Raw genomic sequence first — 20,123 nt, 5'->3', positions numbered from 1 at the left:
CGGGCCTGACTCCCAGTCAGAGGGGGTTTGCCTTCCCGGCTGTTGGGCCGTTCCGACGAGTGAGACTTTAGCGGAATCCGTGGCCCCGCGCTAATCGGGGCTGCGTCCTTTCGAACGCGGATTCCTCATTTCGCAAATACGCATGCCAATAGAAAGACAGCGGCCGGATCGACTGCGGTCGACTAGAGGTTGGTACCTGCGGAATGGCTGTCCGGGGACCGACCGGAGTCGGCGCTCACGTCGGACAACTCGGAGAACAGTACGGATCGGCGCGGGGAGTGTCAACTCACGTCCGGACGGGCCCTTGGCGGCGTACTCTGGTCCGCATGACGACGCGTCGTACGTACACCCAGCAGTGGTGGGCCGCCTGACGGCGGCCGGACCTACGTATGCACTCAACGGCCGCCGCTTCGGCGGCCGTTCTCGTATCTCCCTCCAGAGCTTCTGAGGGCCGGCCGTCGGGGACGGCGGTCTCGACCAGGAGGTGGAGAAGAGATGACGCGAGTCTTCAGTGGGGTCAAGCCGACCGGGCATCTGACGCTGGGGAACTACCTGGGCGCCATGCGGCGGTGGGCAGCCGTCGATCAGCACCAGGCAGACGCCCTGTTCTGTGTCGTCGATCTGCACGCGTTGACCGTGGAGCACGATCCGGCGCGGGTGCGGCGGCTCAGTAGGCAGGCGGCGACGTTGCTGTTGGCGACAGGGCTGGATCCGCAGCTGTGCACCGTGTTCGTACAGAGTCATGTGGATGAGCACGCGCGACTGTCGTATCTGCTGGAGTGCGTGGCCACGGACGGCGAGATGCGGCGGATGATCCAGTACAAGGAGAAGGCCGCGCGTGAGCGGGAGCGGGGCGGGAGTGTGCGGCTGTCGCTGCTGACGTATCCCGTGCTGATGGCGGCGGACATCCTGGCGTACGGGACCGACGAGGTCCCGGTGGGCGATGACCAGGCTCAGCATGTGGAGCTGGCGCGGGACGTCGCGGTGCGGTTCAACCAGCGGTACGGGCACACGTTCGTGGTGCCCCGGGCCACGCCTCCGAAGGTGGCCGCGCGGGTGATGAACCTGCAGGAGCCGCTCTCGAAGATGGGGAAGAGCGATGACACCGGACCCGGGATCGTCTATCTGCTCGACGAGCCGGACGTGATGCGTAAGAAGATCATGCGGGCCGTGACCGACAGCGGGCGGGACGTCGTCTACGACCGGGCGGCTCGGCCGGGTCTCGCCAATCTGCTGGAGATCCTCGCGGCGTGCACGGGTGGGAACCCGGAGGCGCTGAGCGGTGTATATGAGTCGTACGGCGCCTTGAAGAAGGACACCGCGGAGGCCGTGGTCGAGGTCCTCAGGCCCGTGCAGGAGAGGCACAAGGAGTTGTGCGCGGATCCTGGCTATGTGGAGAGGGTGCTGCGGGATGGGGCGCAGAAGGCTCGGGCGATGGCCCGGCCGACCGTCGACGCGGCGTATCGGGCGATCGGGTTGCTGCCGGCGGCCGCTGATATCTCGGAGACCGTGATGGGCGCGGCCGCCGCGGGGTGAGGGGTGGCGTGCGGCCCCCTTGCCGGGGGCCGCGCGGCTTCAGTTGTTGCCCGAGGCCAGTTCGCGGCTGCGGTCGCGGGCGGCTTCGAGGGCGGCGATGAGGGCGGCTCGTACGCCGTGGTTCTCGAGTTCGCGGATGGCGTTGATCGTGGTGCCCGCGGGGGACGTGACGTTCTCGCGGAGCTTGACAGGGTGTTCGCCGCTGTCGCGGAGCATCGTGGCGGCGCCGATCGCGGACTGGACGATGAGGTCGTGGGCCTTGTCGCGGGGCAGGCCGAGCAGGATGCCGGCGTCCGTCATGGCTTCGACCAGGTAGAAGAAGTACGCCGGGCCGGAGCCGGAGAGGGCGGTGCAGGCGTCCTGCTGGGACTCGGGGACGCGGAGCGTCTTGCCGACGGCGCCGAAGATCTCCTCGGCGTGGGCGAGGTGCTCGGCGGTGGCGTGGGTGCCGGCGGAGATGACGGACATGGCCTCGTCGACCAGGGCGGGGGTGTTCGTCATGACGCGGACGACCGGGGTGCCCGCCGTGAGGCGCTCCTCGAAGAAGGAGGTGGGGATGCCTGCCGCGCCGCTGATGATCAGGCGGCCGGCGGGGACGTGGGGGGCGAGTTCGTCCAGAAGAGTGCCCATGTCCTGCGGCTTGACCGTAAGGATCAGGGTGTCGGCGGTCTTGGCGGCCTCGGCGTTGGTGACCGGGTTGACTCCGTAGCGCGCGCGGAGCTCTTCGGCCCGTTCCTGGCGGCGGGCTGTGACCAGGAGGTCGGCCGGGGCCCAGCCGCCTCGGATCATTCCGCTGAGCAGGGCTTCGCCGATCTTGCCGGTGCCGAGGACTGCGACTTTCTGGGTCATGGCTGCGGGTGCCCTCCGGGGGTTGCGTCGTCCGGGGTTCATCCTCGCACCGGGGGTGGGTGTGCGGCTCGGCTGTCCGGTTGGCGGGACGTGCGCCGGCTATGCGGTGCGGCGCCGCAGAGTCGCCGCTCCCAGGGCGAGGACGAGCAGCGCGCAGCCGGCCACGATCAGGGCGTCGCGGACGAAGGCGGCGGTCATGTCGGTGTGCTTGAGGACCTCGTTCATGCCGTCGACGGCGTACGACATCGGGAGGACGTCGGAGATGGTCTCCAGGACCGGGTGCATGTTGTCGCGGGGGGTGAACAGGCCGCAGAGGAGGAGCTGGGGGAAGATCACGGCCGGCATGAACTGGACGGCCTGGAATTCGGAGGCGGCGAAGGCCGAGACGAAGAGGCCGAGTGCGGTGCCGAGGAGTGCGTCGAGCAGGGCGACCAAGAGGAGCAGCCACGGGCTGCCGGTGACGTCCAGGCCGAGGAACCAGACGGCGAGGCCGGTGGCGAGGGCGGACTGGATGATCGCGAGGGTGCCGAAGGCGAGGGCGTAGCCGGCGATGAGGTCGCCTTTGCCCAAGGGCATGGCGAGGAGGCGTTCGAGGGTGCCGGAGGTGCGTTCGCGCAGGGTGGCGATGGAGGTGACCAGGAACATCGTGATCAGCGGGAAGATCCCGAGGAGGGAGGCGCCGATGCTGTCGAAGGTGCGCGGGCTGCCGTCGAAGACGTAGCGCAGCAGGAACAGCATCACGCAGGGGATCAGGATCATCAGCGCGATGGTGCGGGGGTCGTGGCGGAGCTGGCGCAGTACCCGGGCTGCGGTGGCGAGGGTGCGGGAGACGCTGAGGGCGCTGGTGGGGGCCGGGGTGACGGTCGTGGTGGCGGTCGTCGTGCTCATCGGGTCGTCTCCTTCTTCTGTCCGGCTGCCACGGCCTCGTCGACGAGGTGCAGGAATGCGGCTTCTACGGTCTCGGCGCCGGTGCGGGTGCGCAGGGCGTCCGGGGCGTCGTCGGCGAGGATCTCGCCTTCGCGCATGAGGAGGAGGCGGTGGCAGCGCTCGGCCTCGTCCATGACGTGGGAGGAGATGAGCAGGGTCGCTCCGCGCTGGGTGGCGATGTCGTGGAAGAGGTTCCACAGGTCGCGTCGGAGGACGGGGTCGAGGCCGACGGTGGGTTCGTCCAGGACCAGTAGTTCCGGTGTGCCGAGGAGTGCCACGCCGAGTGAGACGCGGCTGCGCTGGCCGCCGGAGAGGTTTCCTGCGAGGGCGTCGGCGTGGCTGGTGAGGTCGACGTCCTCGATGACGCGGGTGACGTCGGAGTGGCGGCGGTCGGCGGCGGCGTGGCCGGGGGCGAGGATCGCGGCGAAGTAGTCGAGGTTCTGGCGGACGGTCAGGTCGTCGTAGACGGAGGGGGCTTGGGTGACGTAGCCGATGCGGGTGCGCAGGGTGGGGTGGCCGGCGGGGTGGCCGAGGACGTCGAGGGTGCCGGTGGCCTTGGCCTGGGTGCCGACGATGGAGCGCATGAGGGTGGATTTGCCGCATCCGGAGGGGCCGAGCAGTCCGGTGATCTGGCCGCGCGGGACGGTGAAGTCGAGGCCGCGCAGGACGGTGCGGGGGCCGCGGACGACGGTGAGGCCTTCGGCTCGGACGGCGGGGCTCTCGGTGGTCTGTGTGCCGGTGTCGGGTGGGCCGGAGGAGTAATTCATCATGTGATGAATACTGCTCCTCGTGGACGAGCTCAGTCAAGCCATGCCGTTCGGCGACCGGGGCGCGCGGCGGCGTGATCGGAAGCGCGTGGTCCGGTTCGCGTGCTCCGGGATCCCTCTGACGGCTCCGGGAAGCGGCTGCGCGATCAACTCCCGTTCTCGGCGATGGATTTCAGTGCGCGGCCATATGCCCCACGCGCTCAGGTTGGCCGCGCTCTCCCCCGGTACTGCGCCCTCGCATCTCCCCACCGGGAGGTGCGGCTGGAACTGGGCGGGCTGCGGGATCTGGACCATGCGTGCGCGGCGGCCCTGGAGGGATGGGCCGCCGGGCGGGGCCGGGCGGGGCCGGGCGGGGGCGGCGAGTGGGAGGGCGAGGGCGTGAGCCGGCCCTCGGCAGGGCTCGGTGCGGCTCAGGCCGTGGCGAGCAGCAGGATGACGTCGTAAACCTCTTCGACGATGCCGTCCGGGAAGGCCCGCATCAGGTGGGCGCGCTCCTCGGCGAGGAAGGCGGCGCTCTCCTCCTCGTCGCCCACCAGGAAGGTCGAGTGGCTGGCGATGTTGGCGATGTGGGTGTCGACGGGGATGCGGCGGCTCCAGCGGACCTCGCGGCGGGTGAAGTCGAGGCGCTCGGCGGGGTCGACGGCACGGGCGTTGACGTTGCGCTTCTCCTCGTGGATGTTCACCTCGAAGTGGCGTCCGATGCGTTCGGCGGCCTCGGCGAGCCAGGGCACGTCGAGGGCGTCGGTGTTCCACCACAGGGCGAGCGCGCCGCCCGGGCGCAGGACGCGGACGGCCTCCGGGATCGCGCGGTTCGGGTCGGTCCAGTGCCAGGCCTGGGCGTAGGTGAGGAAGTCGGCGGAGTCGTCGGCGAGGGGCAGGGTGTTGCCGTTGCCGCGCACGATCGGGATGTCGGGGTGGGTCCGGCGGAACTGGGCGGCCATTCCGTCGCCGGGTTCGACCGCGAGCACGTCGGCGCCGCGGGCGTGCAGGAGGGCGGTCGCGATGCCGGTTCCGGCGCCGACGTCCACGACGCGGGAGCCGGTGAGGGGGCGGCCGGCGAGGTCCTCGACGGCGTCGAAGAGGGCGGGCGGGTAGGAGGGGCGGTTCGCCGCGTACTGGGCTGCGGCCGCGTTGAAGGAGTGGGCGCGGGCGGTGTGCGAGGGAGCCGTCATACGGCCATGGTGGCCGGGTTCGGCGAAGGGGGCGGTGTTTTTTCGGTGTGAAGCGGGGTCCGGCTTCCGGCTAGGAGCGGCGGCGCTTCTTCGAGGGGTTGCCGGTGCGGCGGGTTGCGCGCTTCTCGTACCGCTTGCGGGCGGTGTCGTACTCCTCGCGGTGGAGCTTCTCGCCCGGGGCCTCGAAGAGGGAGCGGACGAAGTAGGCGAGGAGGGAGCCGACGAAGCCGATGGCCAGCAGGCCACGGAGGGAGGCCTGGCGGTCGGGGTCCGCGCGCTTGGTGAAGCCCTCCCAGGTGTGGCGGAAGGCGAGGGCGCTGCAGATCGCGAACATCACGACCATGAGGAGGGTGACGAAGCTGCCGATGTCCGCGATCTGGAGGCCCTGGAAGGCGAAGCGGAGCACGAGGCAGGAGCCGACGGCGGCGGCGAGGGAGCCGGCGGCGGCGCCGATGCGGCGGGCCGGGTAGCCGTTGTCGTGGTCGACCCAGGTCGTGCCGAAGAAGCGGATGGGTTCGGGGCGGGGGGCGGGTGCGGAGCCCGCGGGGGTTTCCTGGGTGCCGTTGTCGTCGCTCACGCGTCGATTATGGCTCCGGGTGGCCGCGGGCTCCGAGGGGGTGCACTGCGCTGGTCACGAACCCGGGCGGCGCCGGGTCACGTGGACGTCAGGGGTCAGGAGCAGCGGGCCGCTACGTAGCCGTCGCTGCCGGTGTGCACGTACGTGTCCGAGACGTACTCGCCGTTGTCGACGTTGTCCCAGATGTTCGACGTGCCGTACGGGCCCGTCACCGTCTCGCCCGGCCTCTGGCAGTAGATCGGGACCTTGGCGCCCTCGGCCAGGACGCGGATGATGGTGTAGCCGGTGCCCGGACCGCTGCGGACGTTCAGGCGGTAGCCCGGGGCTGTGTCGTAGTAGCGGACCGCGGCCTCGGCGTGTGCGGCGCCGACCATGAGGAGGGCGCCGGTGAGGCCGGCGAGCATGACGGATCTGCGCTTGAGGGATGGCATGGGGGTTCCTTGGGGGTGAAAGGTGAAGTCAGGCGCAGCGGGAGGCGACGTAACCGTCGCTGCCGGTGTGGACGTAGGCGTCCGAGACGTACTGGCCGTCGTCGATGTTGTCCCAGATGTTCGACGTGCCATAGGGGCCGGTGATCGTCTCCCCCGGCGTCTGGCACCAGATCGGGACCTTCGCGCCTTCGGCGAGCACACGGATGACACGGTAGGAGGTACTCGGGCCGCTGCGGACGTTGACGCGATAGCCCGGCGCTACCTCGTAATAGCGCAAGGTCGCGGCCTCGCCGGTGGCGGCGCCCACCGTGATGAAGGCGCCGCTGAGGCCGGCGAGCAGGACGGAGCGGCGTCTCAATGACGTCATGAGGTTCCCCCGGGTATGGGTGGTGAGGTCAGAGGGAGCAGCGCGGGCGGATGTAGCCGTCGCTGCCGGTGTTCACGTACGCGTCCGAGACGTACTCGCCGTCGTCGATGTTGTCCCAGATGTTCGACGTCCCGTACGGGCCCGCGATGTTCGTACCCGGCGCCTGGCACCAGATCGGGACCTTGGCCCCCTCGGCCAGGACACGGACGATGGTGTAGCCGGTGCCCGGACCGCTACGGACGTTCACGCGATAGCCCGGGGCGACCGAGTAGTAGCGCAGAGCGGCGGACGTGGCCGCCGTGGCGGTGACGGACTTCGTCTCGTCTTCGCTCTCGACCTCTTCGACACGTTCAACAGACATGAAAACACTCCCCCGTTGAGCCCCACAGTTGTCGTGGGACCCCGTTGATTCCCCTCGAACACGCCGCGAAACAGGCGTGCGCAACTCGCACACGAACGCTAGCAAGCCGCCTCTGTCTCGCACGAGTCATCGACTAGGCTCCGTGCGTCGCGCGCGCGGACGAACAGCACGGGGGTGGTTCCATGGCGCCGCAGCACAACACCGGAGCGGGCGCGGAAGCGGAACTTCCGGAGTACGCCGGCCACTACCGTCTGGAGTCCCGCCTCGGTTCCGGCGGAATGGGCGTCGTGCATCGCGCACAGAGCGGCTCCGGAATGACGCTGGCGGTGAAGGTCGTACACACCGAATTCGCCAAGGACCCTGAGTTCAGGGGGCGGTTCCGGCAGGAGGTCGCCGCGGCTCGGCGGGTGAGCGGTGCCTTTACCGCACCCGTCGTCGATGCCGATCCGGATGCTGAACGGCCCTGGATGGCCACGCTGTTCATTCCCGGGCCGACGCTCGCCCAGGAAGTGAAGCGGAACGGGCCGATGAAACCTGCCCAGTTGCGCCGCCTCATGGCCGGACTGGCCGAGGCGCTGCGCGACATTCACCGGGTCGGCGTGGTGCACCGGGACCTCAAGCCGAGCAATGTGCTGCTCGCCGAGGACGGGCCGAAGGTCATCGACTTCGGCATTTCCCGGCCAAAGGACAGCGAACTGCGCACCGAGACGGGGAAGTTGATCGGCACGCCGCCGTTCATGGCCCCCGAGCAGTTCCGCAGGCCGCGGGAGGTCGGGCCGGCCGCCGACATCTTCGCGCTGGGTTCCGTGCTGGTGCACGCGGCCACGGGGCGGGGGCCGTTCGACTCGGACAGCCCGTACGTCGTCGCGTATCAGGTCGTCCACGACGAGCCCGACCTGACCGGCGTACCGGAGAATCTCGCCCCGCTCATCGTGCGGTGTCTTGCCAAAGAGCCCGAAGATCGGCCAACACCCGATGAGTTGATGCGGGAGCTGCGGTCGGTCGCGGCCTCGTACGACACGCAGGCGTTCATACCGGCGCAGCGGACAGGTGACGTCTCCGAGCCGGAGCCCCGCGGCAAGGAGCCCGGGCGGCCGCCCAAAAGGCGTTCCGGCAGGGCGGCGGCTTTCGGAGCCGGGGTGGTCGGCCTCGCCGTGGTCGTCACACTGGCCTGCGTGCATCTGCTCGACGACAAACGTGCGACGCCGAGGAGCAGTCCGGCACAGACCGAGTCGGCCGGGTTCGAGGACTGGGCCGTGGCGGCTCCCGCGAAAGGCACCCCCAAGTGTTCCTACGGGGAAGGGAAGTTGCTCTGCGCACAGGGCGAAATGGTCTTCGCTCTCGACCCGGCCGACGGTCGCGTTCTGTGGCGGCGTTCCACGTCCACGCCGCAGAGCGGCCCGCCGCTCGTGTCGGGCGGCCTCGTACAGCCCACACCGCAGCGCAGCGGACGCCTGGACGCGCTCGACCCCACGTCAGGCACGACACGTTGGCAGCGGAAGGCCTCGTACAGCGGGCTGGTGTGCGCCGGAGGCATGGTTCTCCTCACCGGCGCCGACGGAACGGTCACCGGCCTGGACGGCGCTTCGGGCGACCGGAAGTGGAGCGGCCGGATACCGGGGCACAAGGCCCCGTACTTCGTCTCGTTCGCGGGAGACCGGTCCGCGTACGCGACGAGCACGTCCGACGACCGATCGCGTACCCGGGTGAGCGCGGTGGACCCCGACACGGGTGATGTCCGGTGGGACACACACCTGGACGGGACGCTGAAACTCCTTGGCGCTGCTGGGGGATCGGTCTATTTGCTTGCCCTCGACGCGGTCTACGGCGATGCCGAGGCCGTGATCCGCTACACGCCCGCCAACGGGGCCTCGGAGCGGGTGGCGTTGCCCGCCGTGCTCCAGCAGGCTCATGGCACCGTGAACGGTGACAGGGTCTACCTCATGGGCGCCGGTGGGTCGTTGGTGGCCGTCGACATGAAGGCGCGCAAGCAGACCTGGAGTCTGGAGACGGGCCTGGCACGGGGATCGGCGCCGCTCGCCGATGGGAACCACGTGTACGTGACCGCCCCTGACGGCCGCCTCCTCGCCGTGGACGTCCGTGACGGCAAACTGCTCGGGCAGACCCCTGCGCGGGTGGGCCCGGGTTCGGCCCAGGTCTCGGGTGCACTGCCCGAACCCATCCCCGCCCACACCCACATCTACGCCTCCGCCCCCGACGGCACCGTCTTCTCCGTGGACGCCCGCAACCCCGCGGACTGGTGACACCGAAAGGGCCGTCTCCGAAGAGACGGCCCTCGCGGTAGAACCCTGTGGATCAGCCCAGCTTGGAAACGTCGCGGACGGCGCCCTTGTCCGCGCTGGTGGCCATCGCCGCGTAGGCCCGCAGTGCCGCGGAGACCTTGCGCTCGCGGTTCTTCGGGGCGTACACGCCGCCCAGCGCCGCGTCACGGCGGGCCAGTTCGGCCTCGTCGACGAGGAGTTCGATGGTGCGGTTCGGGATGTCGATGCGGATGCGGTCGCCTTCCTCGACGAGGGCGATCGTGCCGCCGGCCGCCGCCTCGGGGGACGCGTGGCCGATCGACAGTCCGGAGGTGCCGCCGGAGAAGCGGCCGTCGGTGACCAGGGCGCAGAGCTTTCCGAGACCGCGGCCCTTGAGGTACGAGGTCGGGTAGAGCATCTCCTGCATGCCGGGGCCGCCCTTGGGGCCCTCGTAGCGGATGACGACGACGTCGCCCTCCTTGACCTGCTGGGTCAGGATCTTCTGGACGGCCTCTTCCTGGGACTCGCAGACGACCGCCGGGCCCTCGAAGGTCCAGATGGACTCGTCGACGCCGGCCGTCTTCACGACGCAGCCGTCGACGGCCAGGTTGCCCTTGAGGACGGCCAGGCCGCCGTCCTTGGAGTACGCGTGCTCGGCGCTGCGGATGCAGCCGCCCTCCGCGTCCTCGTCCAGGGTGTCCCAGCGCTCCGACTGGGAGAAGGCCTCGGCGGACCGGACGCAGCCCGGGGCCGCGTGCCAGAGTTCCAGCGCCTCGGGCGAGGGGGAGCCGCCGCGGACGTCCCAGGTCTTCAGCCAGTCCGCCAGGGACGGGCTGTGGACGGAGTGGACGTCCTCCCGCAGCAGGCCCGCGCGGTGCAGTTCGCCCAGCAGGGCGGGGATGCCGCCGGCGCGGTGCACGTCCTCCATGTAGTACGTGCGGTTCTTGGCGACGTTCGGGGCCACCTTCGCCAGGCACGGGACCCGACGGGAGACGTCGTTGATCTCCTCCAGGCCGAAGGGGACGCCCGCTTCCTGGGCCGCCGCCAGCAGGTGCAGGATCGTGTTGGTGGAGCCACCCATGGCGATGTCGAGGGCCATGGCGTTCTCGAAGGCCGCGAAGGAGGCGACCGCGCGCGGCAGGACCGTCTCGTCGTCCTGCTCGTAGTAGCGGCGGGTGATGTCCATGACCGTGCGGGCCGCGTCCTCGTACAGCCGGCGCCGGGCCGTGTGCGTGGCCAGGGTCGAGCCGTTGCCCGGGAGCGAGAGGCCGATGGCCTCGGTCAGGCAGTTCATCGAGTTGGCCGTGAACATGCCGGAACAGGAGCCGCAGGTCGGACAGGCGTTCTCCTCGATGCGGAGCATGTCCTCATCGGAGATCTTGTCGTTCACCGCGTCGGACATCGCGTCGACCAGGTCGAGCGTGCGGACCGAGCCGTCGACCAGCGTGGCGCGGCCGGACTCCATCGGGCCGCCGGAGACGAAGACCGTGGGGATGTTCAGACGCAGGGCCGCGTTCAGCATGCCCGGGGTGATCTTGTCGCAGTTGGAGATGCAGATCAGGGCGTCCGCGCAGTGGGCCTCGACCATGTACTCGACCGAGTCCGCGATGAGGTCGCGGGAGGGCAGGGAGTACAGCATGCCGCCGTGGCCCATCGCGATGCCGTCGTCCACCGCGATGGTGTTGAACTCGCGCGGGATGCCGCCGGCCTCGACGATCGCCTGGCTGACGATCCGGCCGACCGGCTGGAGGTGGGTGTGACCCGGCACGAACTCGGTGAAGCTGTTGGCGACCGCGATGATCGGCTTGCGGCCGATGTCCGCACCGGGTACACCGGAGGCGCGCATAAGGGCGCGTGCGCCCGCCATGTTGCGGCCGTGGGTGACTGTGCGGGACCTCAGCTCGGGCATCGTCGATCGCTCCTTCAGACAGATAGGGCTGATATCGAGCGTACGCCCGTCATCCAGGGGGCGGACACAGTGTCCGGAATGCGGGATGAACGTCTCATCTCACCAGGCGTTCACGGGTTCGTCAGATGCCCCTGGACCACCGGCGCCACCCGCGCGATGATCAGCTCCACGTCCGCCGAGGCGACCGGCTCGATCCTGATCACGTACCGCATCATCGCCACCCCCACCAGCTGCGCGGCGGCGAGCTCGGCGCGCAGTTCCGCGTCCGGGGTGTCGAGCTCGCCGGCGATCCGGCGCATCAGCTGCGTGGCCACGAGACGGCGGAAGACGGTCGCCGCGGCCTCGTTGTTCACCGCGGACCGGACGATCGCGAGCAGCGGCTTGCGGGTCACCGGGTTCTCCCAGAGCCCGAAGACGAAGCGGGTCATGCGCTCGCCGGCGCCCTCGAGGGGGCCTTCGAGGACCACGTCCCGCATCTTCAGGGCCGGCGCGAAGGCGACCTCGACGGCCGCCTCGAAGACCTGTTCCTTGGTGCCGAAGTAGTGGTGGACCAGGGCCGAGTCGACGCCGGCCGCCTTGGCGATGCCGCGCACCGAGGTCTTCTCGTAACCCCGCTCGGAGAACTCCTCGCGGGCCGCGGTCAGGATGCGGTCGCGGGTGTCGGCCGATTCCGTACCGGGCGGGCGGCCCCGTTTGCGCGAGGTGACTCCGGTCACGGCCGCGGCACCTTCACCGCGGAGGCCAGGTGCAGCCGCGTGAAGGCCAGGGCCTCCGCCAGGTCGGCCTCACGTTCGGCGCTGGACATCGCCCGCCGGGTGTTGACCTCGATGACGACATGGCCGTCGAAGCCGGTCAGGGCGAGACGTTCCAGCAGCTCGGCGCAGGGCTGGGTGCCGCGGCCGGGGACGAGGTGCTCGTCCTTGGCCGAGCCCCGGCCGTCGGCGAGGTGGACGTGGCCGAGGCGGTCTCCCATGCGGTCGGCCAGTTGCATCGCGTCGGAACGGGCCGTGGCCGAATGACTGAGATCGATCGTGAAGTGACGGTAGTCCTCCTTCGTCACGTCCCAGTCGGGGGCGTACGCGAGCATCTCGCGGTCGCGGTAGCGCCAGGGGTACATGTTCTCGACGGCGAAGCGGACGTCCGTCTCGTTCGCCATGCGCCAGATACCGCTCACGAAGTCGCGGGCGTACTGACGCTGCCAGCGGAACGGCGGGTGGACGACGACCGTGGACGCCCCGAGCTTCTCGGCGGCCGCCTGGGCGCGCTGGAGCTTGACCCAGGGGTCGGTGGACCACACGCGCTGGGTGATGAGCAGGCACGGGGCGTGTACGGCGAGGATCGGGATCTGGTGGTAGTCGGAGAGGCGGCGCAGGGCTTCGATGTCCTGGCTCACCGGGTCGGTCCACACCATGACCTCGACACCGTCGTAGCCGAGGCGCGCGGCGATCTCGAAGGCCGTCGCCGTGGACTCCGGGTAGACGGAAGCCGTGGAGAGCGCGACCTTCGCATCCGGGATCCGTACGACTGGTTCTGCCACGGGGGTCAGCCTAAGGGTTGCGGTGGGTGGGGTGCGGGGCGCCTATTCGCCGTTGTGGCGATTGCCATAGGCGGGCGCGGGCGTTCCGGGTTCCCCGCACCCGTCACGTGCCCACACTCGATCCCATGTGATCAAGCCGCCGCAGGATGACGCCTTCCCGCAACGCCCACGGACAGACCTCCAGGTTCTCCACACCGAACAGGTCCATCGCGCCCTCGGCCACCATCGCGCCCGCGAGCAGCTGCTCCGCACGGCCTTCCGAGACCCCGGGCAGCTCGGCGCGCTGCGCCACCGTCATCCCCGCCAGCTGCGGCACCCACGCCTCCAGGGACTCCCGCTTCAGCTCGCGCTGGACGTACAGGCCCTCGGCGGAGCGGGCGGCGCCGGCGAGGCGGGCCAGCTGCTTGAAGGTCTTGGACGTGGCGACGACGTGGTCGGGGGCGCCGAAGCGGGCGAACTCGCCGACGGTACGGGCGATCTGGGTGCGGACATGACGTCGTAGCGCCCGTATGGCCTCGGGGTCCGGAGGGTCGCCGGGCAGCCAGCCCGCCGTCAGACGGCCCGCGCCCAGCGGCAGCGAGACCGCCGCGTCGGGCTCCTCGTCGATGCCGTACGCGATCTCCAAAGAGCCGCCGCCGATGTCGAGGACCAGCAGCTTCCCGGCGGACCAGCCGAACCAGCGGCGGACGGCGAGGAAGGTGAGGCGGGCCTCCTCGGCGCCGGTGAGGACCTGGAGCTCGACGCCGGTCTCGGCGTGCACGCGCGCGAGGACGTCGTCGGCGTTGCTGGCCTCGCGCACCGCGGACGTGGCGAACGGGAGAAGGTCCTCGACGCCCTTGTCCTCGGCGGCCTGAAGGGCCTCCTTGACGACACCGATGAGCTTGTCGACACCCTCGGGACCGATCGCGCCGCCCTCGTCGAGGAGTTGGGCAAGGCGCAATTCCACCTTGTGCGAGTGCGCGGGCAGCGGGCGCGCGCCGGGGTGGGCATCCACCACCAGCAGATGCACCGTGTTCGATCCCACGTCGAGGACACCGAGTCTCATGTACGGAACGCTACTGCCACCCCTGCGGTCGGCCGTATCCGGAGCCTTGCCAAGCGTCTTACCCTGGACGCGTGCCAAAGACGAAAAAGGCGAAGGCCGACAAATCCTCCAGCGGTTCTTCGCAGGCGAAGTCGCCGGTGAAGTCACCGAAGAAGTCGAAGCAGGCCCCGGAAGCCGACGAGAAGGGGCTCGACTTCGCGCGCGCATGGGTGGAGTTCCCTGATCCGGCGGACGACGAGCAGATCTTCCGGTGCGATCTGACATGGCTGACCTCTCGCTGGAACTGCATCTTCGGCAGCGGCTGCCAGGGCATCCAGCCGGGCCGCGCGGCCGACGGGTGCTGCACCCTGGGCGCCCACTTCTCCGACGAGGACGACGAGAAGCGGGTCGCCGGTCATGTGGCCAGGCTCACTCCGGAGATCTGGCAGTTCCACGACGAGGGCACGGAAGGCGGCTGGATCTCGGAGGACGAGGACGGCGACCGCCAGACCCGCCCCTACAAGGGCTCGTGCATCTTCCAGAACCGGCCCGGCTTCGCCGGCGGCGCGGGCTGCTCGCTGCACATCCTGGCGCTCAAGGAGGGCCGGGAGCCGCTGGAGACCAAGCCGGACGTCTGCTGGCAGCTGCCGGTGCGCCGGACGTACGAGTGGATCGACCGGCCCGACGACACCCGGGTGCTCCAGGTGTCGATCGGTGAGTACGACCGCCGCGGCTGGGGCCCGGGCGGCCACGATCTGCACTGGTGGTGCACCTCGGCGACCTCGGCGCACGGCGCGGGCGACCCGGTGTACGTCTCCTATCGGCCGGAGCTGACCGAGCTGATGGGCAAGGCGGGCTACGACCGGCTGGCCGAGCTGTGCGAGGAGCGGCTGGCGTCCCAGCTGCCGCTGCTGGCGCCGCATCCGGCCGACCCCGTGGCCTAGCTCCACGGTTACGACGTGGACGGGCTCGGGTCGCCGCTGTCGCCGGGCGGGGGCGTCGAGCTCGCCGGGCCGGACGGGCTGGGATCCGTCGGCGTCGGGTCCGGATCGGACGTCGAGGGCGGCGGATCGCTGGGGGTCGGGTCCGTGGGGGCCGAGGTCGTGGGGGTCGGGTCCGGGTCCTGGGTGGACGGGGGCGGGTCGGCGGGGGTGCCGGGGTCGGTCGGGGTGGGGGCGGTGCCGTAGCCCTCGATGGAGACGACGGCGCCGGCCGGTGAGACGGCCACACGCGCGCTCCAGTGGCCGGACGGCTCGCGCAGATGGTCGACGTACACCTTGATCGTCAACGATTCGCCGGGTTCGAGGGTTCCCGAGGACTGGCTGAGGTAGAGCCAGCCGGCGCCGGTGCTCGCGGACCAGCGGACCGGGGTGTCGCCGGTGGCGGTGAGGGTGATCAGTGTGGTGTCGCCGCTGTTGCCGGCCGCGACCTCCAGCTGTCCGGCGCCCTTCCTGCCGACGCCCGTGACGCTGATGACCTTCACCGATACATCGGGTTTGTCGCCCTTGGTGAAGCGGTCGGCGGGCCGGGTGCTGGCGTTTCCGGCGTTCTCGTAGCCGCCCGCGGCCTCGCCGTCCAGGCTGTCGGGGCCGTGCGCCTCGCTGGCGCTGGCCGAGCGTCCCTCGGCGCCATCGGCGGTGGGGGTGCCCCGGTAGGCGGCCCACAGGGCGAGCACGGGGGCCGCCACGACGGTGGCGACGACGGTCGTCGTGACGGCACGCGCGCGTAGACGGTCGCGGCGGGCCGCGCGGTCCTTGGGGTCCATCGGGAAGCCGCGCCGGTCGAAGCGGGGGGCGGACGCGCGGGTGAAGTGCGCCATGGCGATGTGCAGCGTCGCGCGCGGCGCCTCGAGGACGGGCAGCTCTGCGGGGGTGACCGTCGCCCCGGGCCAACGGCCGGCGACCGCGCGCTCGGCGGTACGGCGGCAGCGCGGGCAGTCGTCGACATGCCGTACGAGCTCGCGGCGCAGGGCCGTGCCGATCACCAGCTGATGGTCGCCGGTGAGGCGGGCGACGCTCGGGCAGGTGCCGGTCTCCACGACGGCGAGGGCCGCGCGCGTGCGCTCGACCTCGCAGGCGGCGGAGGCGAGCAGTTCACGGGCGGCGGGCACGTCCATGCCGAGGACGGCGGCGACCTCATGGGCGGCGAGGTGATGGCGTACGGCGAGTTCCAGCGCCTCGCGCTGCTCCGGGGTGGTGCCGGCGGCCTCCGGCCAGGCCAGCAGGGCGAGTTGGCGCCGGCGCTCCTCCTGGGCCTCCTCGGAGACGGGCGGGGCCGCCTGCTGCTCGGTGTGATGCCGCCCTGCCGCGTGACTGGCCTGACGTTTCTGCTTGGCCTCGCCGAGCTTGCGCAGACACGCCCAGCGGGCCAGCGCGTACAGCCAGGCCCGGCGGTCCCCGGCCGCCTCCGGACCGCGGCGGCGCTCGGCGAGCGCGAGGACGTCACCGAGCGCGGCGGTGGCCGCGTCGTGGTCGCACAGCACGGACAGGCAGTAGGTGAACAGGCCGTCCAGATACGGCTCGTAGCGCGCCGGCGGACGCTGCGCCAGCGTGCGCGCCGCACCGCGGTCACGCGCCTCCCGTTGCGCCCGGTGCGCGCCGGTGGTGCGGGTCGAGGTCTCCGGACTGCTGCTCATCACCCGTGGACCGTAGGGCGCGGGCGATGGCCCCTTCTTCCCCCTTGAGCACTTTTACTCCGTACGGGTGAAACGATCCCTCATAAGGGGACAGGAACCCCTGATTCCGTGGCCTGTTCTTGACGTCGATGGCCGGATGACACCGGGCGCTCACGGTCACCGACAGGCGTTGTCAGTGTCGCCCGTTACGGTTCGTGCATGGCTGCCCGTACGAAGACCGCCAAGGACCGACCCGCCTACCGCTGCACGGAGTGCGGCTGGCAGACGGCGAAGTGGCTCGGCCGCTGCCCCGAATGCCAGGCGTGGGGCACCGTCGAGGAGTACGGCGCGCCCGCGGTGCGTACGACGGCCCCGGGCCGCGTCACCACCTCCGCCGTGCCCATCGGCCAGGTCGACGGCCGCACGGCCACCGCCCGCTCCACCGGCGTACCCGAGCTGGACCGGGTGCTCGGCGGCGGACTCGTACCCGGCGCGGTCGTCCTGCTGGCGGGCGAGCCCGGCGTGGGAAAGTCGACCCTGCTCCTCGACGTGGCGGCCAAGTCGGCGAGCGACGAGCACCGCACCCTGTACGTCACGGGCGAGGAGTCGGCCAGCCAGGTCCGGCTGCGCGCCGACCGCATCAAGGCCATCGACGACCATCTGTACCTCGCCGCGGAGACCGACCTGGCCGCGGTCCTGGGCCACTTGGACGCGGTGAAGCCGTCCCTGCTGATCCTCGACTCCGTCCAGACGATCGCGTCCCCCGAGATCGACGGCGCCCCCGGCGGCATGGCCCAGGTGCGGGAGGTGGCGGGCGCCCTCATCCGCGCCTCCAAGGACCGCGGCATGTCCACCCTCCTCGTCGGCCATGTCACCAAGGACGGCGCCATCGCGGGCCCGCGTCTGCTGGAGCACCTCGTGGACGTGGTGCTCTCCTTCGAGGGCGACCGGCACGCGCGCCTGCGGCTGGTCCGCGGCGTCAAGAACCGGTACGGAGCGACGGACGAGGTCGGCTGCTTCGAACTGCACGACGAGGGCATTACCGGCCTTACCGACCCGAGCGGACTTTTCCTGACCCGTCGTGACGAACCGGTCCCCGGCACCTGTCTGACGGTCACCCTGGAGGGCCGCCGCCCGCTGGTCGCCGAGGTCCAGGCCCTCACCGTCGACTCGCAGATCCCCTCGCCCCGCCGCACGACCTCGGGTCTGGAGACCTCCCGCGTCTCGATGATGCTCGCCGTCCTGGAGCAGCGGGGCAGGATCAGCGCACTCGGCAAGAGGGACATCTACTCCGCGACGGTCGGCGGAGTGAAGCTGTCGGAGCCGGCCGCGGACCTCGCCATCGCCCTCGCGCTGGCGTCTGCGGCGAGCGACACCCCGCTGCCCAAGAACCTCGTCGCGATCGGCGAAGTAGGCCTTGCGGGCGAGGTCAGACGGGTCACGGGGGTCCAGCGCCGGCTCGCCGAGGCACACCGTCTGGGCTTCACCCACGCGCTCGTGCCGGGCGACCCGGGCAAGATCCCCGCCGGTATGAAGGTCCTGGAAGTCGCCGACATAGGAGAGGCTCTGAGGGTCCTTCCGCGGTCGCGTCGGCGAGACGCCCCACGGGACGAGGAGGAGCGCCGGTAGACTTTGCCCTGGTCTCGCCCGTCCGTACGAACCGAAGGTGCGAAACGGGAGCGTCCCAGAACCTGCGACCGGAGGAGTGCAGTGGCAGCCAACGACCGGGCAGCAGCTCCCGGAAAGTCCGGTGGGAGCTCCGGTGCCGAGGGCCTGATGCGCGCCTCACTGAGCGCCGTGGCACCCGGCACGGCCCTGCGCGACGGCCTCGAGCGGATTCTCCGCGGCAACACGGGCGGACTCATCGTGCTCGGTTTCGACAAGACCGTCGAGCCGATGTGCACGGGCGGTTTCGTCCTGGACGTCGAGTTCACCGCCACGCGTCTGCGTGAGCTGTGCAAGCTCGACGGCGGCATCGTGATCTCCACGGACGGATCGAAGATCCTGCGGGCGGGTGTGCAGCTGGTGCCCGATCCGACGATCCCCACGGAGGAGACGGGCACGCGCCACCGCACGGCGGACCGTGTCTCCAAGCAGGTCGACTTCCCCGTGGTGTCGGTCTCCCAGTCCATGCGTCTGATCGCGCTCTACGTCAACGGCCAGCGCCGCGTCCTGGAGGACTCGGCGGCGATCCTGTCCCGCGCGAACCAGGCCCTGGCGACCCTGGAGCGCTACAAGCTCCGCCTGGACGAGGTCGCGGGAACGTTGTCAGCGCTGGAGATCGAGGACCTCGTGACGGTCCGGGACGTGTCGGCGGTGGCGCAACGGCTGGAGATGGTCCGCCGTATCGCGACGGAGATCGCCGAGTACGTGCTCGAACTCGGCACGGACGGACGTCTCCTCTCCCTCCAGCTCGACGAGTTGATCGCCGGCGTGGAGCCCGAGCGCGAGCTGGTGGTCCGGGACTACGTCCCCGAGCCCACGGCCAAGCGCTCCCGCACGGTCGACGAGGCCCTGTACGAGCTCAACGCCCTCAGCCACGCCGAGCTCCTCGAACTGTCCACGGTGGCACGCGCGTTGGGCTACACCGGCTCTCCGGAGGCGCTGGACTCGGCGGTCTCGCCGCGAGGCTTCCGGCTGCTGGCGAAGGTGCCGAGGCTGCCGGGCGCGATCATCGACCGCCTGGTGGAACACTTCGGGGGCCTGCAGAAGCTGCTGGCCGCGAGCGTGGACGACCTGCAGACGGTGGACGGGGTCGGCGAGGCGCGGGCACGCAGCGTACGAGAGGGCCTGTCGCGGTTGGCGGAGAGCTCGATCCTGGAACGGTACGTGTAGCGACCTCAGAGGCGCGGGGCCGTATCGAGTACGGCTCCGCCGCGTGGGCGCGAGCGACCACAGCGCCGCCACAGCCGACCGACAACCCCCGCGCACCCCCTACATCAGTCGCTCTCCAGCACGAACGACGTCTGCACCTTCGCGTACCCCGGCGCGGCCAACTCCACGAGATACGTCCCCGCACCCGCGGTCCCCGCCGGCGGCGTCGCGCACTGCGGAGCACTCGGCTTGCGGTCCCACTTCACGGTGTACGTGATGCTGCTCCCCGCGGGCACCCGGAACACCAGACTCGCCGCGGCCTTCGGGCAGTCCGCGGAGGACCAGTACTCGTCGTCCTCGGCCGCCTCGGTAATCGTCAACACCGCGCTCTTCGGCCCGAGATCGACCTTGCAGTCACCGCCGGAGGAGTTCGCCGCGGTCAGCAGCAGCGCCGGCGTCTCGCCGGGCCCGTACCCGTTGCGGAGGCTGCTCACGGTCAACTTCACGGATCCCGCGGTGCAGTTGGGCACCCCGGACCCGGCCGGAAGGGTGTCGTCCTGCCCGACCCCGTTGCCCGTACCACCGCCGGCAGCGCCACCGGCCGCGCCTTCGGACCCACCGGAGCCGGACCCCGAACCGGACGTCGAGGAGCCCTCACCGGACCCGCCGCCGGACCCCGATTCCGTGCCCCCGGAGCCCCCGCCCGGCGTCGACTCGTCGCGCCCGCCCGGCGCTTGACTGATCGCCGGCCCGGAGCCGGTCGGCCCCGGCGTGATGGTCGAAGGCGAGGGATTCTTGTCGTTGGACCCGTCGGCACCGTTCTCGCCTCCACCGCCGCCCGAGGAGACCACCCAGGCGATCAGCAACGCCAACAGGGCCAGCACGGACAGCAGTACGGCCCTCCGTCGCCAGTAGATGGTGGAGGGAAGCGGCCCGACCGGATTGCGCAGAGATCCCACGGCGCAAACTGTACGAGA

Annotated in this window: 19 protein-coding genes; 5 read left to right on the top strand and 14 right to left on the bottom strand. The window is 70.7% G+C overall.

Going from position 1 to position 20,123, the window contains the following annotated elements:
* Window positions 1–495 precede the first annotated feature (495 nt).
* A complete protein-coding gene (trpS, locus tag OG381_RS26460; RefSeq protein WP_327718564.1) occupies window positions 496–1,536 on the top strand; it encodes a tryptophan--tRNA ligase in 1,041 nt (346 codons plus the stop codon).
* A 39-nt stretch (window positions 1,537–1,575) separates the two neighbouring features.
* On the opposite strand, the gene proC is transcribed toward trpS, so the two are convergent.
* From proC to OG381_RS26420, 8 genes are all read right to left on the bottom strand, one after another.
* Window positions 1,576–2,385 carry a pyrroline-5-carboxylate reductase gene (gene proC / locus OG381_RS26455; RefSeq protein ID WP_327718563.1) on the bottom strand — a complete coding sequence of 270 codons (810 nt, stop codon included), beginning with the start codon at window positions 2,383–2,385 and terminating at the stop codon, window positions 1,576–1,578.
* 99 nt (window positions 2,386–2,484) lie between these two features.
* Entirely contained in the window at window positions 2,485–3,273 is a 789-nt protein-coding gene (locus OG381_RS26450) for an ABC transporter permease (RefSeq protein ID WP_327718562.1), read from the bottom strand.
* Window positions 3,270–4,082: an ABC transporter ATP-binding protein gene (locus OG381_RS26445; RefSeq protein ID WP_327718561.1), complete on the bottom strand. Its 813-nt coding sequence runs from the start codon at window positions 4,080–4,082 to the stop codon at window positions 3,270–3,272. Before OG381_RS26445 ends, OG381_RS26450 begins: the two co-directional genes overlap by 4 nt.
* Before the next feature lie 407 nt (window positions 4,083–4,489).
* Window positions 4,490–5,251: a class I SAM-dependent methyltransferase gene (locus OG381_RS26440; protein WP_327718560.1), complete on the bottom strand. Its 762-nt coding sequence runs from the start codon at window positions 5,249–5,251 to the stop codon at window positions 4,490–4,492.
* A 70-nt stretch (window positions 5,252–5,321) separates the two neighbouring features.
* Window positions 5,322–5,828 (bottom strand): EamA/RhaT family transporter, encoded by a 507-nt coding sequence (locus tag OG381_RS26435; RefSeq protein ID WP_327718559.1) that lies wholly within the window; start codon window positions 5,826–5,828, stop codon window positions 5,322–5,324.
* Between the two features lie 95 nt (window positions 5,829–5,923).
* Window positions 5,924–6,232: an SH3 domain-containing protein gene (locus OG381_RS26430; RefSeq protein ID WP_327722562.1), complete on the bottom strand. Its 309-nt coding sequence runs from the start codon at window positions 6,230–6,232 to the stop codon at window positions 5,924–5,926.
* Between the two features lie 55 nt (window positions 6,233–6,287).
* A complete protein-coding gene (locus OG381_RS26425) occupies window positions 6,288–6,626 on the bottom strand; it encodes a hypothetical protein (RefSeq protein ID WP_327718558.1) in 339 nt (112 codons plus the stop codon).
* Between the two features lie 28 nt (window positions 6,627–6,654).
* On the bottom strand, window positions 6,655–6,987 hold the full coding sequence (locus OG381_RS26420) for an SH3 domain-containing protein (protein WP_327718557.1): 333 nt from the start codon (window positions 6,985–6,987) through the stop codon (window positions 6,655–6,657).
* A 182-nt stretch (window positions 6,988–7,169) separates the two neighbouring features.
* On the opposite strand from OG381_RS26420, the gene OG381_RS26415 reads away from it, so the two are divergent.
* Window positions 7,170–9,251 (top strand): serine/threonine-protein kinase, encoded by a 2,082-nt coding sequence (locus OG381_RS26415; protein ID WP_327718556.1) that lies wholly within the window; start codon window positions 7,170–7,172, stop codon window positions 9,249–9,251.
* Between the two features lie 52 nt (window positions 9,252–9,303).
* On the opposite strand, the gene ilvD is transcribed toward OG381_RS26415, so the two are convergent.
* The 4 genes from ilvD to OG381_RS26395 form a co-directional block, all read right to left on the bottom strand.
* Window positions 9,304–11,157 (bottom strand): dihydroxy-acid dehydratase, encoded by a 1,854-nt coding sequence (gene ilvD, locus OG381_RS26410; RefSeq protein ID WP_327718555.1) that lies wholly within the window; start codon window positions 11,155–11,157, stop codon window positions 9,304–9,306.
* A gap of 110 nt (window positions 11,158–11,267) precedes the next feature.
* Window positions 11,268–11,873 carry a TetR/AcrR family transcriptional regulator gene (locus tag OG381_RS26405; protein WP_327718554.1) on the bottom strand — a complete coding sequence of 202 codons (606 nt, stop codon included), beginning with the start codon at window positions 11,871–11,873 and terminating at the stop codon, window positions 11,268–11,270.
* Window positions 11,870–12,694 (bottom strand): sugar phosphate isomerase/epimerase family protein, encoded by an 825-nt coding sequence (locus OG381_RS26400; protein WP_307027598.1) that lies wholly within the window; start codon window positions 12,692–12,694, stop codon window positions 11,870–11,872. Before OG381_RS26400 ends, OG381_RS26405 begins: the two co-directional genes overlap by 4 nt.
* A gap of 103 nt (window positions 12,695–12,797) precedes the next feature.
* Complete coding sequence (locus OG381_RS26395) at window positions 12,798–13,739, bottom strand: Ppx/GppA phosphatase family protein (protein WP_327718553.1); 942 nt, start codon at window positions 13,737–13,739, stop codon at window positions 12,798–12,800.
* A 71-nt stretch (window positions 13,740–13,810) separates the two neighbouring features.
* On the opposite strand from OG381_RS26395, the gene OG381_RS26390 reads away from it, so the two are divergent.
* A complete protein-coding gene (locus OG381_RS26390) occupies window positions 13,811–14,662 on the top strand; it encodes a hypothetical protein (protein WP_327718552.1) in 852 nt (283 codons plus the stop codon).
* A gap of 8 nt (window positions 14,663–14,670) precedes the next feature.
* On the opposite strand, the gene OG381_RS26385 is transcribed toward OG381_RS26390, so the two are convergent.
* A complete protein-coding gene (locus OG381_RS26385) occupies window positions 14,671–16,353 on the bottom strand; it encodes a BACON domain-containing protein (protein ID WP_327718551.1) in 1,683 nt (560 codons plus the stop codon).
* A 198-nt stretch (window positions 16,354–16,551) separates the two neighbouring features.
* On the opposite strand from OG381_RS26385, the gene radA reads away from it, so the two are divergent.
* The gene (gene radA, locus OG381_RS26380; RefSeq protein WP_327718550.1) at window positions 16,552–17,961 is read left to right on the top strand and encodes a DNA repair protein RadA; all 1,410 of its coding nucleotides are present in this window, start codon (window positions 16,552–16,554) and stop codon (window positions 17,959–17,961) included.
* Window positions 17,962–18,042: 81 nt separating this feature from the next.
* Window positions 18,043–19,167, top strand: a complete 1,125-nt coding sequence (gene disA, locus OG381_RS26375; RefSeq protein WP_327718549.1) for a DNA integrity scanning diadenylate cyclase DisA — start codon at window positions 18,043–18,045, stop codon at window positions 19,165–19,167.
* 104 nt (window positions 19,168–19,271) lie between these two features.
* Here disA and OG381_RS26370 read toward each other — a convergent pair whose 3' ends face one another.
* Window positions 19,272–20,105 carry a hypothetical protein gene (locus OG381_RS26370; protein WP_327718548.1) on the bottom strand — a complete coding sequence of 278 codons (834 nt, stop codon included), beginning with the start codon at window positions 20,103–20,105 and terminating at the stop codon, window positions 19,272–19,274.
* Window positions 20,106–20,123 lie beyond the last annotated feature (18 nt).

The organism is Streptomyces sp. NBC_00490, assembly GCF_036013645.1.
In the GTDB taxonomy this organism is placed as follows: domain Bacteria; phylum Actinomycetota; class Actinomycetes; order Streptomycetales; family Streptomycetaceae; genus Streptomyces; species Streptomyces canus_F.
This window is presented reverse-complemented; position numbering and strand designations above follow the sequence as displayed.

What these genes read in the sequence shown, in the direction of transcription:
- radA (WP_327718550.1), top strand. Translation starts at nt 16,552, where the DNA reads ATGGCTGCCCGTACGAAGACCGCCAAGGACCGACCCGCCTACCGCTGC.
- OG381_RS26425 (WP_327718558.1), bottom strand. Translation starts at nt 6,626, where the DNA reads ATGACGTCATTGAGACGCCGCTCCGTCCTGCTCGCCGGCCTCAGCGGC.
- OG381_RS26420 (WP_327718557.1), bottom strand. Translation starts at nt 6,987, where the DNA reads ATGTCTGTTGAACGTGTCGAAGAGGTCGAGAGCGAAGACGAGACGAAG.
- proC (WP_327718563.1), bottom strand. Translation starts at nt 2,385, where the DNA reads ATGACCCAGAAAGTCGCAGTCCTCGGCACCGGCAAGATCGGCGAAGCC.
- OG381_RS26395 (WP_327718553.1), bottom strand. Translation starts at nt 13,739, where the DNA reads ATGAGACTCGGTGTCCTCGACGTGGGATCGAACACGGTGCATCTGCTG.
- OG381_RS26415 (WP_327718556.1), top strand. Translation starts at nt 7,170, where the DNA reads ATGGCGCCGCAGCACAACACCGGAGCGGGCGCGGAAGCGGAACTTCCG.
- OG381_RS26440 (WP_327718560.1), bottom strand. Translation starts at nt 5,251, where the DNA reads ATGACGGCTCCCTCGCACACCGCCCGCGCCCACTCCTTCAACGCGGCC.
- OG381_RS26450 (WP_327718562.1), bottom strand. Translation starts at nt 3,273, where the DNA reads ATGAGCACGACGACCGCCACCACGACCGTCACCCCGGCCCCCACCAGC.
- OG381_RS26385 (WP_327718551.1), bottom strand. Translation starts at nt 16,353, where the DNA reads ATGAGCAGCAGTCCGGAGACCTCGACCCGCACCACCGGCGCGCACCGG.
- OG381_RS26430 (WP_327722562.1), bottom strand. Translation starts at nt 6,232, where the DNA reads ATGCTCGCCGGCCTCACCGGCGCCCTCCTCATGGTCGGCGCCGCACAC.
- ilvD (WP_327718555.1), bottom strand. Translation starts at nt 11,157, where the DNA reads ATGCCCGAGCTGAGGTCCCGCACAGTCACCCACGGCCGCAACATGGCG.
- trpS (WP_327718564.1), top strand. Translation starts at nt 496, where the DNA reads ATGACGCGAGTCTTCAGTGGGGTCAAGCCGACCGGGCATCTGACGCTG.
- OG381_RS26445 (WP_327718561.1), bottom strand. Translation starts at nt 4,082, where the DNA reads ATGATGAATTACTCCTCCGGCCCACCCGACACCGGCACACAGACCACC.